11 protein-coding genes are annotated in these 15,193 nt (G+C 47.5%); 6 read left to right on the top strand and 5 right to left on the bottom strand.

Going from position 1 to position 15,193, the window contains the following annotated elements:
* Positions 1-13: 13 nt before the first annotated feature.
* The 5 genes from ACFW2W_RS03845 (at position 14) to ACFW2W_RS03825 (ending at position 4,156) form a co-directional block, all read left to right on the top strand.
* On the top strand, positions 14-889 hold the full coding sequence (locus ACFW2W_RS03845; RefSeq protein WP_378173558.1) for a HEAT repeat domain-containing protein: 876 nt from the start codon (positions 14-16) through the stop codon (positions 887-889).
* Between the two features lie 84 nt (positions 890-973).
* Complete coding sequence (locus tag ACFW2W_RS03840) at positions 974-1,597, top strand: HEAT repeat domain-containing protein (protein WP_378173555.1); 624 nt, start codon at positions 974-976, stop codon at positions 1,595-1,597.
* Positions 1,598-1,691: 94 nt separating this feature from the next.
* Positions 1,692-2,525: a phycobilisome rod-core linker polypeptide gene (locus ACFW2W_RS03835; RefSeq protein ID WP_378173552.1), complete on the top strand. Its 834-nt coding sequence runs from the start codon at positions 1,692-1,694 to the stop codon at positions 2,523-2,525.
* 42 nt (positions 2,526-2,567) lie between these two features.
* Positions 2,568-3,314 (top strand): phycobilisome rod-core linker polypeptide, encoded by a 747-nt coding sequence (locus tag ACFW2W_RS03830; protein ID WP_378173549.1) that lies wholly within the window; start codon positions 2,568-2,570, stop codon positions 3,312-3,314.
* Between the two features lie 80 nt (positions 3,315-3,394).
* Positions 3,395-4,156 (top strand): phycobilisome rod-core linker polypeptide, encoded by a 762-nt coding sequence (locus tag ACFW2W_RS03825; protein WP_378173546.1) that lies wholly within the window; start codon positions 3,395-3,397, stop codon positions 4,154-4,156.
* 223 nt (positions 4,157-4,379) lie between these two features.
* On the opposite strand, the gene ACFW2W_RS03820 is transcribed toward ACFW2W_RS03825, so the two are convergent.
* From ACFW2W_RS03820 to ACFW2W_RS03800, 5 genes are all read right to left on the bottom strand, one after another.
* Positions 4,380-5,159 carry a Uma2 family endonuclease gene (locus ACFW2W_RS03820; protein WP_378173543.1) on the bottom strand — a complete coding sequence of 260 codons (780 nt, stop codon included), beginning with the start codon at positions 5,157-5,159 and terminating at the stop codon, positions 4,380-4,382.
* A gap of 39 nt (positions 5,160-5,198) precedes the next feature.
* The gene (locus ACFW2W_RS03815; protein ID WP_378173541.1) at positions 5,199-5,645 is read right to left on the bottom strand and encodes an NADAR family protein; all 447 of its coding nucleotides are present in this window, start codon (positions 5,643-5,645) and stop codon (positions 5,199-5,201) included.
* Positions 5,646-5,801: 156 nt separating this feature from the next.
* Positions 5,802-6,092, bottom strand: coding sequence for a hypothetical protein (locus tag ACFW2W_RS03810; RefSeq protein ID WP_378173538.1), 291 nt, complete (start codon positions 6,090-6,092; stop codon positions 5,802-5,804).
* Positions 5,998-7,587, bottom strand: a complete 1,590-nt coding sequence (locus ACFW2W_RS03805; protein WP_378173535.1) for an ADP-ribosylation family protein — start codon at positions 7,585-7,587, stop codon at positions 5,998-6,000. Before ACFW2W_RS03805 ends, ACFW2W_RS03810 begins: the two co-directional genes overlap by 95 nt.
* A 544-nt stretch (positions 7,588-8,131) precedes the next feature.
* Entirely contained in the window at positions 8,132-10,018 is a 1,887-nt protein-coding gene (locus tag ACFW2W_RS03800) for a response regulator (RefSeq protein WP_378173532.1), read from the bottom strand.
* Positions 10,019-10,247: 229 nt separating this feature from the next.
* Between ACFW2W_RS03800 and ACFW2W_RS03795 the strand changes: the two genes are divergently transcribed.
* On the top strand, positions 10,248-14,999 hold the full coding sequence (locus ACFW2W_RS03795) for a PAS domain S-box protein (protein WP_378173529.1): 4,752 nt from the start codon (positions 10,248-10,250) through the stop codon (positions 14,997-14,999).
* Positions 15,000-15,193: the final 194 nt, after the last annotated feature.

Raw genomic sequence — 15,193 nt, 5'->3', positions numbered from 1 at the left:
TTGCACTCCTACAATGCGGTCGTCTGATCCCGATCGGTATTCTGAATCAAGCTCACTGCCCGGAAATCCGCCTCCTGGTAGCGAACCGCTAACGGTGGAGCAGGCGATTGCCAATCTCCGCCATGAAGACTTAAGTCTCCGCTACTATGCTGCCTGGTGGCTAGGTAAATTTCGCGTGCGCGAGTCGGCTGCTGTGGAAGCTCTAATTGCCGCTTTGGAAGATGAGGCTGACCGGACTGAGCTGGGTGGATACCCCCTCCGCCGCAATGCCGCACGGGCATTGGGGAAATTGGGCGATCGCCTAGCCGTGCCAGGGTTGATTCGTTGTTTGGACTGCTCTGACTTCTACGTTCAACAAGCAGCCGCTCAGTCACTGGAAATGCTAGGCGATCCAACCAGCATTCCAGCACTGATGAAGCTCCTAGAGGGGGGTGTGGCAGCCGCTGAACCAGTACCGGGGCGACCCCATCTGGCACAACCCTATGAAGCCGTGCTGGAAGCCTTAGGATCGCTCCAAGCAACAGAAGCAATTGCCCAGATTCAACCGTTCCTGGAGCATCCCGTAGTGCCGGTGCAGTATGCAGCAGTGCGAGCGATGTACCAGTTAACGCAAGATTCAGCTTATGGGGAACGTCTGGTTCAAGCGTTGGAGAACAGCGATCTGCAACTGCGCCGGATAGTCCTATCAGACTTGGGTGCAATTGGTTATCTAAAAGCAGCGGAAGCGATCGCTGCTGCTGCCACCGAAAATAGCTTCAAGCTCATCGCCCTCAAAGGGTTGTTGGAACACGTACAAACACAAAATTCTGCATCTGTACACCCAGATGAACCGAATTCCCTATCCGCTGACGCCATCCGGGTGATGACCCTGATGGACGCCCTTCTATAAGTTATGAGTGTTGAATTTTGAGTTTTGAATTAAATACACAACTCAAAACTCAACACTCATAACTCATAACTGTTGAGTTTTTCAATGACTGATTCGCCCCAAGAACTGATTCGTGCCATTGAACAGGCGGATTCGCCCGGACGCTTGGTGGCATCTGTCCGAGCCTTAGCTGCCGCTCGTCTAGAAGCCGGGATTCCTATCCTGATCGCCGCTTTGGGTTACAACAACCCAGGAGCGGCAGTAGCAGCAGTAGAAGGGCTGATTCAGATGGGGGAAGCAGCCGTGCAACCCTTGCTCGAAAAGCTGGACGGCTATGACTACGGTGCCAGGGCTTATGCAATTCGCGCTCTAGCTGCGATCGCTGACCCCCGCGCTTTAGACATCTTAGTAGAGGCAGCAGCCACCGATTTCGCACCCAGCGTCCGCCGCGCCGCCGCTAAAGGACTGGGAAACCTCCGCTGGCACCAGTTGAGTGTTGACCAGATTCAAAGCGCTCTAGCCAGAGCATCGGAAACGCTGCTCCTCATTTCTCAAGACCCTGACTGGGCAATTCGCTACGCTGCTGTTGTCGGTTTGCAAGCGCTCTCCAGCCAGTTAGAAGTCCTTCCGTCCATCCAAAAGCGCTTAGAGGAAATGGCTCAAGACAATGACTCAGCGGTTCGTGCCAGAGTTCAGCTGGCTCACCAGTCATTAGTCATTAGTCATTAGTCACAGGTCATTAGTCCTGAGTCAATCAACGCAGGATTAACGGCTAAAGACTAATAACTAACAACTCGCCAACTAACAACTAACAACTAAAAATATGCCAATTCCACTTCTTGAAATTACACCAACAACCCAGAATCAGCGGGTAGAAGGTTACGAAGTACCCGATGAGGACGACCCGCCAATTTATCGGTTCACAGATGCCACCTCCGATACTGCAATTGATAAATTGATCTGGGCTGCCTACCGGCAAATCATTAGCGAACACTTAATTTTAGAAAGCTACCGCCAACCCTTTCTAGAATCTCAACTGCGGAATCGAGCCATTTCCGTACAAGAGTTTATTCGGGGATTGGGCAAGTCCGATGTTTATCGACAGTTGGTAGGAGAAACTAACTCTAACTATCGCTTAGTTGACATCACCTTCAAGCGGTTTCTGGGACGCGCCACTTACGGCAAAGACGAGCAAATTGCTTGGTCAATTGTAATTGCTTCCAAGGGATTACATGGTTTTATCGATGCCGTTGTTGATAGCGAGGAATACCGTCAAAACTTCGGCAATGAGATCGTACCTTATCAGCGCCGCCGGTTTAACGAGCGCCCCTTTAACTTAGTTAACCCCCGATATAGCGATTACTGGCGCGGTCGCATGATCGGCATGGATACTCGCAGTTACTTTCAAGTCGGGCGTCCAAAAGAAACGGGTAAAACATCAGTTCGTGAAGCAATTCCCAGCAACTTCTTGGCAATGGCTCGGAGTATTGCTCCCAGCGAAGTTAACTACCAGCGCACAAGAGATCGGGCACTCTCTCAAATTAAAAACATCGAGATTCCCGACATGAGCAGCAATGTTGCCAACCCGCAACCTGCTGTAGGTCGCAACGAGGTAGCCCTCCCCTATCGCTACCTATATCCGACGCCCAAAGCCTAAAGGCTAATGGCTAATCGTTCATAGCAACTAACCAATTTACCTATGTCAATTCCTTTGCTTGCATACAAACCCAGTTCGCAGAACCAGCGAGTATCGGGTTACGAAGTGCCGAACGAAGACACTCCCCGGATTTATCGCATTGAAAACTGCATCGATAATGGCGACCTTGAGGAATTAATCTGGGCAGCCTACCGTCAGGTTTTCAGCGAACACGAAATCCTCAATTCTTTTCGTCAGGTTGACCTGGAATCTCAAGTGAAGAACCGCGCCATTACTGTGCGCGACTTCATCCGGGGTTTGGCGAAGACCGAGGGATTTTACCGCTTGGTTGTTGAGAAAAACTCCAACTATCGAGTCGTCGAAGTTTGCCTCAAACGGATCTTGGGCAGGGCATCCTACAACAAAGACGAAGAAATCGCCTGGTCGATTAAAATTGCCACTAAGGGACTGAGCGGCTTCATTGATGCCCTGGTCGAAAGTGAGGAGTATCAGTCTAACTTTGGCGAAAATACGGTGCCTTATCAGCGTCGTCGCTACAAAGATCGACCCTTTAACTTGGTGACGCCTAGCTACGCCGACTACTGGCGCGACAAGGAAGAAACTGAGCGCTACAAGTGGGGCAATGTGCGTAACTTCTTGGATATGGCACGGGCGCTCAACCCGAAAGCTGTCACCAATACTGTTACCGTTAATACGGCTAACATCAAAATTCCCGACATGACACGGGATAATACAGCGCAAGAGACACGAGTCTCGATTAACTCAATTGCGAGTTTTCCGCTCCGGTAGCACGGGCATCCGCTCGACCAGAGGACACCCTGATGCTGGAAAATAGAAAGTCTCAACCACTTTATAAGGGAGATTTTTAAATGGCACTGCCATTACTTGAATACAAACCAACCACCCAAAACCAACGAGTTAAGAGCTTTGGAAAGGCGGATCTCGACGAAGATACTCCATATATCTATCGCGTGGAAGATGCAAATTCACCGGCAGAAATGGAAGTGTTGATTTGGGCAGCTTATCGCCAAGTCTTCAGCGAGCATGAAATCCTCAGATTCAACCGTCAGATTACCCTGGAATCCCAGCTGAAAAATGCGGCGATTACAGTACGGGAGTTTATTGCTGGTCTGGCGAAGTCAGAGGCATTTTACCGTTTGGTTGTCTCGGTCAATAACAACTATCGCCTTGTAGACATTTGTCTCAAGCGTTTTTTAGGTCGGGAACCTTACAACAAAGCCGAAGAAATCGCTTGGTCAATTAAAATTGCCACTTTGGGCTTCAGCGGTTTTGTTGATGCCTTGGTGAACAGCCAAGAATATACCGACAACTTTGGGGACTTCACCGTACCCTACCAGCGCAAGCGGATGGAACAGCGTCCTTTCAACCTGGTGACGCCTCGCTATGGCGAAGACTTCCGCGAAACTGCTGGCACCGTCAAGACCGATTGGCGCTTCACTGTGGAGAAGTTTTACAGCCGCAAGAACCAGGAACGGCAACTTCCCGAAGGCGACCCCCGCAAGTTCCGCGAGGTAGCGGCGTCGCTCAGTACCAAGCGCAACTACGCCCAAAACGTCTCAGCGTTTAACATTGATTACCTGAACAAAGTGCCTAATCGGGGCAGACGCTAAGGGGTAAAGTGTTAGTTTTCTAGACTGCTTGCACTTCTTATAAAACCAAACTGTGGCTCTGGTTCCCGCTTTCAAGACAGCTAGATAATGTCCTATAAAGACATCTAGTTGTTAGAGTGAGCGGTAATCAGAGCCACAAACTTTTTGAGTGCATAGAGTACAGGCGGGTACAGGCGATCGCTTTCTATTAAACTAAAAGAATGTCCAAAGAGCTAGAGCCTACTCAAACCTCATCAGGATTAATCCCCATTGAGCGCAATCTTTCTGCTAATTGCTCTGCTCTAGCTTGAGCCAATTCTTTCTCTTGTCGCTCCGTTTCTGCTCTAGCTTGAGCCAATTCTTTCTCTTGTCGCTCCGTTTCTGCTCTAGCTTGAGCCAATTCTTTCTCTTGTCGCTCCGTTTCTGCTCTAGCTTGAGCTAATTCTCTTTGCGTTTCTAATTCCACATAGGACAAAAACTTCTGTCCATCGGGGCGATAGATTTCTAACTTATCTGACTCTATCTCAAAGCGTATCCCTAAACGAGGACTCACCCAACTCGCCATTGACTCAATCTCATTAAATCCTTCATCAGAAACCAGCCACCCAGTTAAATCACCGTCGTCAGGGTCGTATATATAGTATTCTTCAACTCCATATCGTTCGTAAAACCTGAACTTCCTCAACATTTCTGCTTTACGATTTCCGGGTGATAATATCTCAAAGACAACTTGAGGGGGAAGATTGTCTTCTACCCATTGTTTATAAGAACCGCGATCGCTCTTTGGTCTGCCAAACACTATCATCACATCAGGCGCTTGGCGAATTTTATTATCTCCCTCAACTGGATACCAGAGCAAATCGCCTGCTACAAAGACATTTTGATTATCTTTAAATAAGGCATCTATCCCCAGCTTAATTTTTACAATATAATCAAACTGTTTGGTATTATCAGCCATCAGTTGTCCATCACTGTCTGGGTAAATAATCTCTTGCTTAGTCAGCGGTTGAACTGGTGCAGTCATGTGGATGTCTCCATTTTTTCTAGTAGCATCGTGCAAATACTATTGCTGATTGCTATGGCGCAATATTTCTCGCACTTCCATTAAAATCTGCCCCAACATATTTTTGCCACTGCCATCAGCACCGCAACCCCAATAATAATCACCGGGTGCATTCTCAACAATTAACTCATCGCCTGTAGAAAGTAATTCTTCGCGAATGTCGGCATGAGTTTCAAATTTGCGTAGTACGGCTTTTCGCATAATGTCATCTTTTACCTGTTCCCAATCAGGACGCAGGGGACGCGATCGCTCTCGTCCCATTTTCGCCGCATCCTTCGGTGTCTTTACCTGGCGAATTTGGTCAGCGTGAGGCGTCCCAACAAACTTTTGTGCTTGGAAATAATGTTCGCTGGTAGGCCAATAAACATCATCTAACACAAAGCCGTGAGGCGAAAAATTGGAGAAACAACCATATCTTTCGCGGGTACTGTAAAAGTAAATTGTCATTTTAAAAGTAGTTAGTCTAGTGAATCCGGCGCGATAAAGTTAGAACAGGACTTACGCAACATCACCACATAGGAAGGGCAACCACAGGGGGATTGAACCGACAAGAACGCTATATGTATAAGCTTTGCGTAAGTCCTGTTAGAATTAACGACTGAATTATTGCTCATTTATTTTTAGCACCTGTTTTAACAAATTGCGTTCTTCGATGGGAAGCTCTAGCAAGACACGCGGATCGCCTTTTGTCTGGCGATAGGAAACAGCAGCATTGAGAAGACGCAGAGGGATTTGAAATTCTTTACAATCGCTCGTCAGTTCCCGCCATACCTCCAACCATGCCCATGCTGCTTTGTCGCTAATAAATATTGACTGACTGAAGCGATCGCTCTTGATAATGGACAGATGCGATCGCCGCCAAAGCATCTCGACCGAGTGCGCGGTAGGCAGCATTCAGCAGTTTGGCAGCAGCCGCTTCTCGTTCCGGATTACCACCGGAAAGCCAGTGCAAGTCACGACCTAACGCCAGCGCCTCAGCCGGTTGACCCTCAGCACAAGCTTCTAGCGCTGCCGCAATCCAGTCTTGGACAATTGGCGCATCCGCTAAGATAGCCGTTCTCATGGCTTCAAGATCCCGCTGAGGACAAGTTTCGGCACTTAAGCCGGGAATTGCCACACCCGCGCCATCATCAGTAGCAATTCTGGCACCCAGCGGCTGTTGCTTGTAGGCTTTCTCGTACAGACTTCCCATTTCAGGGCGTTCCGCCGTTTCAAACGCCATCACCGCATCGCGGAGTGCTGAGAGTCTGACTCGTCGATGCCGGGAATCGTTGTCGTAGCGGTCATATTCCAGCTGAGAGACCGCTTTTTCGATTTGGAAGCGAACCTGCTGGAGTAATGTTTGACAACCATCATCACAGACGGGAATGCCGTCGTTGTTCCAGTAATACATCACACTCGTGGGAAGTTCTCTGGGGTCATCGTACCAAAGACCAAAATGCAGACCATCGCCACCACCGTACAGCAAAGTGAGAAACTCCGGCGGATCGCGGTAATAGCGGTAATGTAAGCGATGGTCAAGTTCTGGTATGGGTTTTCGCTGCAAACTTTCCTCACTGAATAAATCAAACAAACCGCAAGGCGTTGCAATCCAGTGCATTTCTTGCCGCTCAATGGGAGTTAAGCTGAGCCAGAAAGCCCAGAATGCGAAAACATGGTCGGGTAAGGTCAAGCCGTGGGTTTGTTGTACCAGCGATCGCACTATTTCCACCAACGCCTGCGCTTTTTGTCGGGCATCCAGGCGCATCTGCTTGATCGTGGCGGCATCCGGCAGATTTTCCTGACGCCATGCCATATATTCCGCCTTCCAGGAACGTTCATTTGCCGCTTGCCACAGATGCCGCCAGATATCCGTCCAATGACCTGAGTCATCAGGGCATTCTTTAATTTGCTGACGCGCTGCTTTGTAGAATTCTTCGTGCCGATAGGAGTTTGGCGTCCAGCGTTCTGTTTCTGTTTCCCAGCGTTGTTTTGCCCATGAGACACCATGTTCTGCGATCGCTGTAAAAGATGCTTCAAAAGCATCTAGCAAAGTCTGTCGTTCTACGGCAGCTTTCGCCTCAAATTCTTGACGAAATGCCTCGAAAGCAGACCACTCGGCAACTAAATCATCCTCTGGTCGATCCAACTGCTTCAGCCACCAATTATCAAATTCCTCTTGAAGCATCTGTTCGATATCTTTTTCAATCTCGTCGCGGAAGCGGGGACGGGGGTCTTCACCCAGTAACTCGAATTGCTCTTGATTTAGCGTGACTTCTGCTTTGCGACCCAATATTTCGACTTCAACGACAATCTTTTCTCCAGGCTGCAACTTGACTACAACACCCTGAAAATCACTGAATGGTCCTGCGGTAATCGCTCCTACGCTTCCTGGTTTGAAATTTTTCATTTCCTCCTCACAGCATCGCCAAGCGGATGCGGGGTAAGCGCAGCGGTCTTGCAACTAGCACTCCTCGCTTTTCTGAAGTTCTTTTGTCAGGCTTCTAAACTATCTTAATTTTACTCTGATGACTGGCGGCAAATCTAAACTTTTGGGCATCCTTCCGGTAGGCTCGGAATCACTACAATTAAAAATTAAAAATTAAAAATTAAAAATTAAAGAAATAAATAAGTTTTGATTAATTTATTTAGGGTACACAAGGAATTTTAATTATGTAAAAAAAGCTGCGAAACATCATTATTCAATGCCCAACTTTTGATGATGGGGATTGTAATACGTGAATTTTAAATTGATAATTTTGAATTTGAGCGAAGCGAGTGACAAGTTATCGAGAATCAGAAATAAAATTTTAATTCACTATTTCATACTTTTTATAATTGTTATTTTCAGTTGTAATTACTAAGAATGTTGAGAATCAATTCAAATAAAATATAATATAATAAGTTATTGAGATAGGTTTCTTTTAAAAGAGTTGCTTTTGCTATAAACTAATTTAAGCGTGACCAAATTCAACAATATTTTCCCACGCTGAAAACATTCGCAGGCAATTTCTACCTTCATGCTTCGCTCTGTAAAGCGCTCGATCGGCTTGATGTAATAAATCTTGAGAATCAACTAAATTAACAGCGCTAGCGATCGCGCCACCGATACTAATAGTAATGGGTAGCAGCAGATCGTTAGAAATCTTGAAAGGACGCTCGGCGATGCAAGAGCGCAAACTTTCACCATACTCTAAACCATTGTGCAAATTCAGTCCCAGCGTGATGCAGACAAACTCTTCACCGCCATAGCGATACAACAGACTGCTAGGGCGTGCATTGGACTGTAATCGTCCGGCGATCGCTTGCAGCACACAATCTCCCACTGTGTGACCATAGGTATCGTTCACCTGCTTAAAATGATCCACATCAATCAGGAATACACACAAATAACGATAGCGAGTATTCGCATCGCGGGTGCCGACTTGCCGCAGCATATGAGGTAACGCCTGATCCATTGCCCGACGATTTAATAAACCCGTTAACTGATCGGTCAGCGACAAAGATTCTAGCAATTCATTACGGGCAGTCAATTGCTGATTCGCTTGTCGCAGTGCCTGATTCGCTTCGCTCAATTCTTGCGTTAACCGCTGCGATCGCAATCCAGCTCCCACCCGCGCCCGTAATTCACTCATATCAATCGGTTTCGGAAGATACTCATCAGCTCCAGTATCTAAACCCTCCACCCGGTCTTTTACATCCCCACGAATCGTCAGCAAAATAAAAAATGTCAAAGATAATTCTGGATCGGATTTAACCTGGCGACACACTTCCAGTCCATTGATGACTGGCATCATCCAATCGCAAATAATCAGATGAGGGCGTAGCTGTTTTGCTTTCATTAATCCCTCTTCACCATTAGCCGCTACTATGACTTCATGACCTAGAAGTTGGAGTGAGTTTTTGACGACTAACCGAACGCTAGGGTCGTCATCAATCATTAAAATTTTTGACATGGAACAAGCCTGCGTGCCTCCAGTCCGATCGGCGGCAAGAACGACTGGAGTTTCACCCTCCAACTTCTCCCAGTCAATTATCTCAAATAAAAAAGATTGAATCTTTTGGAAATGATTTTCTAGTTTTAGCACCAATTCAGTAACTTCTTTAAAGTTTTTTTGCTGACTTTGAAGTTCTAATCGATCGGCTAAAATTTTTAATTCCTTGACGCCTACATTTGCACTAGCGCCGCGAATTTGATGAGCTTTATGTTCGATTGCTTCAAAATTTTTAGAAAAAGTTGCAGACTTTATCGATAATAAGTTTACTTTTGTATCTTCTAAAAAGGCTTGTAAAATTTCTTTTCGCAATTTCATATCTCCCAGGGTTATATCGTCCAAGCGATTTAAATCCACCAAGTCATTGACATTTGATTCATCCAGGTTGGCACTGGAGTCAAGGGGAAGGGATTTACTTGGTAATTCTATAGATGTGAAGGCGATCGCCTGCTTATTTTTAACAATCGCACGACTCCAACTTTCTAACTTAGCTGCCAATTCTTCCTCACTAACAGGCTTAAGTAGATAATCATCCATGCCGACATTTAGGCAGCGCTCCCGATTTGCTTTCATGCCGTTGGCAGTCATCGCAATCACGATTGTCTGTCGCGCATCACCTTCTAATTGACGAATTTTTTGTGCAGTTTCATAACCGTCTAGTACCGGCATCTGACAATCAAGGAGGATTAGGTCATAATTCACTTGGGATCTCATCCATAACGCTTCTTGACCATTGGCAGCAACATTGGCTTCATAACCTAACTTCTTTAACTGTTTTAATACAATCTTCTGACTCACAAGGCTATCTTCAACTAATAGGATTTTTAGGTGTTCTTGCTTGGTCATAAAACTGATGAATGATTTTACTCTTGACTAAAGGCAATCTAGAACGTTCCAGCAGTTTCTGGCAATCGGCATTTTTGCGGATGTTAACAGAAAATTTGGGCGATCGCGCTTAAGGAAGCCATAACGGAGCAGAAGATATGGCGATCGCCCTCGATTTGAATAACTTTACAAATAGGGATTGCTTTGAGTACACCTGTAAAAATTAGGATGCCATCCTTCAACAACGTAGATGAAAGCACCTTTACCTGATAACGAACCAGAACGGATTCAAGCGCTGCGGAAGTATGAAATCCTTGACACCAGTGCTGAGGAGGCATTTGACGATTTGACGCTTTTGGCAGCACACATCTGCGGCACGCCAATTGCCGTAGTTAGCTTAGTGGATACGGATCGGCAGTGGTTTAAGTCAAAAGTTGGCATTACGGCGCAAGAAACTCCTCGTGACATCGCTTTTTGCGCCCATGCTCTCTTGCAAACCGACCTGTTGGTCATCCGCGATGCATCCGCTGACGAGCGGTTTGCCACTAATCCCCTAGTGACTTCCGATCCGAACATCCGGTTTTACGCGGGTGCTACCTTGATGACACCAGAAGGCTTGGCACTGGGTACATTGTGTGTAATTGACTCCGTACCGCGAGATTTGAGTCCCGAACAGAGGTTGGCGCTGCAAGCGCTCAGTCGGGAGGTGATGACGCAACTGGAGTTGCGGCGGAATAATCGTGAATTGGCACAGGCGATAGAACAGCGCGACAAGGCACAAGAAGAACAGTTTCAATTTTTCACCCTCTCTCTCGATATGCTGTGTATCGCCGGGATGGATGGCTATTTTAAACGCCTGAATCCGTCATGGTCAAAGACTCTCGGCTTCACAAATGAGGAACTGCAAAGCCAACCCTTTATCGAATTTGTCCACCCAGACGACCGGGAAGCAACCATTGCCCAAGCACAAAAAATTTCTATAGGTATAGATACAATTTCTTTTGAAAATCGCTACCGCTGCAAAGACGGCTCCTACCGATGGCTGTTGTGGAAAGCAACGCCCTTGACCGAACAGCAAGCGATTTACGCAGTCGCTCATGACATTACCGAGCGCAAGCGTCGTGAAGAAGAAATGCGGAATACCCAAACATTTCTGAACTCAATTGTCGAAAATATTCCCCACATGATTTTCGTCAAAGATGCTCAAGAACTTAATTTTGTCCGTTTCAATAAAGCGGGTCAAGAATTAATTGGTTGTAACACCGAAGAATTACTGGGAAAAAATGACTACGCCTTGTTTACCAAAGAAGAAGCAGATTTCTTCACAGCCACAGATCGAGAAGTGCTGGCAACCGGAAAAGTTTTAGATATCCCAGAAGAGCAGATACAGACAAAAGATAAAGGTTTAAGAATATTACATACTAAAAAGTTACCCATTTTGGATGCCCAAGGAAACCCGCAGTATTTATTAAGAATTTCCGAAGATATTACCAGTCGCAAGCAGGCGCAAGAGGAGCTGCGAAAAAGCGAAGAATGCTTCCGCTTAGTCGTAGAAGGGGTAAAAGATTATGCAATTTATATGCTCGACCCCAAGGGATATGTTGTGAGCTGGAATGCGGGAGCAGAAAGGATTAAAGGATATCGAGCGGAGGAAATCATCGGTCAGCATTTCTCTTGTTTTTATGAGCCAGGAGAAAATCAACAAGCGATCGCGCAAAGCGAACTAGAAATCGCGATCGCTCAAGGTAACAGCGAAGCCGAAGGCTGGCGCGTGCGGAAGGATGGCTCGCGGTTTTGGGCGCACGCTGTCGTGACCGCCTTATATGATGACGCTGGACAACTGCGCGGCTTCTCCAAAGTGACGCGGGATATTAGCGAGCGCAAACAAACAGAAGAAGCATTGGCTCTGCAAGTCCGTCTGGCTCACTTTCGCGCCGATGTGGATTCTGCCCTCACTCAGAGCGACACGTTGCAAAGCATTTTGCAGCGCTGCACCGAGGCAATGGTGCGGCATCTAGAAGCGGCATTCGGTCGCATCTGGACGCTCAACCGCGAGCAAAACGTGCTGGAGTTGCAAGCCAGCGCCGGGATGTACACGCACATTGAGGGCTTCTATAGCCGCGTGCCCGTAGGTCAATTTAAAATCGGCGCGATCGCCCAAAATCGCCAACCCCACCTGACCAATTCCGTCGTAGACGATCCTCAGATTATTAACAGAGAATGGGCGGTGCGGGAAGGAATGGTCGCCTTCGCTGGATATCCCCTAATTGTTGAAGGTTCTGTGATGGGAGTGATGGCAATATTTGCCCGTCAACCCCTGAATGAATCCGTTCTCCAGTCACTGGAATTTGCAGCGGACAGGATTGCCCTGTGGATTGAGCGCAAACAGGCACAAGAGGAATTAAAGCGGCAGAACTTGCGATCGCAATTATTTGCCGAAATCACCCTGAAAATTCGCCAGTCCTTACAACTAGAAGAAATTCTCCAAACCACAGTAGAGGAAGTGCGAAAATCCCTCGCTTGCGATCGCGTGGTGATTTATCGTCTGGGAGCAGATAAAACGGGTACAGTCGTCACCGAAAATGTCGTTTCTGGCCCACCCGCCATATTAGGGCAAACCTTCAGCGCGGAAGTCTTCCCCGAAGCGTACCATCAGCGCTACTGCCAAGGACAGATCGGGATCGTTGCTGACGTAGAAAATGCCGAGATTTCACCTTGCCATCGGGAATTTTTGCAGCAGTTGGCAGTCAAGGCAAAATTAGTCATCCCTATCTTGCAGAAAAACCAACTTTGGGGACTGCTGATTGCCCACCAATGCACCTCGCCCCGACAGTGGTCTAGCTTTGAAATCGAACTGTTGCAACAACTCGCAGACCAAGTCGGCATTGCCCTGGCTCAATCCCAACTCCTAGAAGAAGAAACCCGCCAGCGCCAGGAACTAGAAATCGCCCGTCACCAAGCTGAGTCAGCTTCTCAAGCCAAAAGCGCCTTCTTGGCAAACATGAGCCACGAAATCCGCACCCCCATGAATGCCGTTTTGGGGATGACCGGGCTGCTTTTAGACACCCCCCTGACCGTAGAGCAAAAGGATTTTGTTGAAACCATTCGCATTAGTGGCGATGCCCTCCTGTACCTGATTAATGAGATTTTGGACTTGTCCAAACTAGAGGCTGGAGAGATGGATATCGAAGTTTTAGACTTTGACCTATCCACCTGTGTAGAAGAAGTCTTAGATTTATTAGCTCCCCAAGCTCATGCGAAGGATCTGGAAATTGCTGCCTTGGTATATCGCAACGTTCCCACCCACCTCCAAGGCGATGTCGGTCGTCTGCGGCAAATTCTCACCAACCTGATTGGCAATGGCATTAAGTTCACTAACGCCGGTGAAATTGTGGTCAGGGCAGAACTGCAATCAGACACCTCCCCAAATTCTCTTGGGAAGAGCGAACAGGAGGAGGTCACTATCCGCTTTTCTGTCACCGATACTGGCATTGGCATCACCCCAGAACACATGAGTCAATTGTTTCAACCTTTTTCCCAGGTAGACTCCTCCGCCACGCGCAAGTATAGCGGCACTGGCTTGGGACTCGTCATCTGCAAACAGCTCGTCAGCTTAATGGGAGGAGAAATTGGCTTTGAGAGCCAACCAGGGAAGGGAAGCAAGTTTTGGTTTACGGTGCCATTCAAAAAGCCAGCGCAACGGATAACACCAGCCATCCACACTTCTAGCAATCTAGCGGGACGGCGTCTGCTGGTGGTCGATGACAATGCCACAAACCGCAAAGTGGTTCGCTCTCAGGCGGCGCACTGGGGGATGCAAGTGGATGAGGCGGATGGTGCTGCCGCCGCCATGAGAGTTTTGCAAGAAGCTCTGGAGTGGGGAATTCCCTATGATGTGGCGGTGATTGATATGCAAATGCCCAACGTTGATGGCATTACTTTGGGCGAGCAAATCAAAGGAAATCCCATGCTGGCTAATTTACCCTTGATTATGCTCACTTCTGCCGATCAGCGAGGGGAGGCACAACGGGCAACTAAGGCAGGATTTGCTGCCCATTTGATTAAGCCAGTCAAGCCATCTCGCTTACTGGATACCATTCTCTCCATCTTGGGGAAGCAAGAGGAACCGAGGGACAGAGGCAAAGAGGCAGAGGAGAAGAATTTTTCACCCCAGCATTCCCAAGTCCCGATTCCCAAGTCCCGATTCCCAAGTCCCCAAAGCAAGTTGCGAATTTTGCTGGCTGAGGACAATCTGATTAATCAAAAAGTTGCCCTCAAGCAGCTAAGCACTTTGGGTTATGAAGCCGATGTCGCTGCTAATGGGAAGGAAGTCGTACAGTTATTAGAAAAAATTCCTTATGACTTAGTTCTGATGGACTGTCAGATGCCGATTCTCGACGGTTATGAAGCAACGCGAGAGATTCGGCGGCGACAAACAGAAGGTTCGCGCCGTACCATCGTCATTGCCCTAACGGCTAACGCGATGAAAGAAGACCGCAAACGCTGTCTTGATGCTGGGATGGATGACTATTTGAGTAAGCCAGTATCAAGGGAACAGTTATCAGCGGTAATTGAGCATTGGGCGGAAGTGATTTTTCAGGGTGCAAATGTCAGCAGTGGGGGTGTTGCCACACCGGAAGATGTAGAGACGCCAAAGAAAGCGTCTTTACGAGATTTGGTGGATTGGGAACATCTGCATCGACTTTCTGAGGGCAGCACGGGGTTTGAGCTGGAACTGTTGCAAATGTTCTTCACGGAAGTTCAAGAGCATCTGGAATTGGTGAAAAGAGCGATCGCTATCAATGATTTTGATAGTCTTGCAAAAGAAGCCCATCACATCAAAGGTGCGAGTGCCAACGTCGGAGTAGAGGGGATGAGAAACAATGCAGAAAAGCTGGAGGAACTCGCCTCCCATCAACAACTTGAGGGAGTTATTGAAATAGTATCTGCGTTAGAAACAGCCCTCTGCCGCATTCAAGCTTGGGTTAAGGATAATGAATAATTAAAAGGGAATTGTTCATCTCACATCTTGCATTCGCACCAACCGCTAGCACCAACCGCTAGCACCAACCTCCAGGGATTTAAATCCCTGGCTAACAACAAAAGTCCTCTCAAGAGGACTAAATACAGATCAAACAATACAGATCAAACAAAGGTTTAAGTCCACGCTTCGTGGACTTGGGCTATCAGCCCGGA

Origin of the sequence: Coleofasciculus sp. H7-2 (assembly GCF_042747725.1) — a bacterium.
GTDB lineage: Bacteria > Cyanobacteriota > Cyanobacteriia > Cyanobacteriales > FACHB-T130 > FACHB-T130.
The sequence above is the reverse complement of the archived record's forward strand: the minus strand, read 5'-3'. Positions and strand labels throughout refer to the sequence as shown.

Excerpts from the sequence above, each read along its gene's own strand:
- ACFW2W_RS03830 (WP_378173549.1), top strand. The coding sequence starts at position 2,568 with ATGTCAATTCCTTTGCTTGCATACAAACCCAGTTCGCAGAACCAGCGA.
- ACFW2W_RS03835 (WP_378173552.1), top strand. The coding sequence starts at position 1,692 with ATGCCAATTCCACTTCTTGAAATTACACCAACAACCCAGAATCAGCGG.
- ACFW2W_RS03820 (WP_378173543.1), bottom strand. The coding sequence starts at position 5,159 with ATGACTGCACCAGTTCAACCGCTGACTAAGCAAGAGATTATTTACCCA.
- ACFW2W_RS03795 (WP_378173529.1), top strand. The coding sequence starts at position 10,248 with ATGAAAGCACCTTTACCTGATAACGAACCAGAACGGATTCAAGCGCTG.
- ACFW2W_RS03815 (WP_378173541.1), bottom strand. The coding sequence starts at position 5,645 with ATGACAATTTACTTTTACAGTACCCGCGAAAGATATGGTTGTTTCTCC.
- ACFW2W_RS03800 (WP_378173532.1), bottom strand. The coding sequence starts at position 10,018 with ATGACCAAGCAAGAACACCTAAAAATCCTATTAGTTGAAGATAGCCTT.
- ACFW2W_RS03810 (WP_378173538.1), bottom strand. The coding sequence starts at position 6,092 with ATGCTGCCTACCGCGCACTCGGTCGAGATGCTTTGGCGGCGATCGCAT.
- ACFW2W_RS03805 (WP_378173535.1), bottom strand. The coding sequence starts at position 7,587 with ATGAAAAATTTCAAACCAGGAAGCGTAGGAGCGATTACCGCAGGACCA.
- ACFW2W_RS03840 (WP_378173555.1), top strand. The coding sequence starts at position 974 with ATGACTGATTCGCCCCAAGAACTGATTCGTGCCATTGAACAGGCGGAT.
- ACFW2W_RS03845 (WP_378173558.1), top strand. The coding sequence starts at position 14 with ATGCGGTCGTCTGATCCCGATCGGTATTCTGAATCAAGCTCACTGCCC.
- ACFW2W_RS03825 (WP_378173546.1), top strand. The coding sequence starts at position 3,395 with ATGGCACTGCCATTACTTGAATACAAACCAACCACCCAAAACCAACGA.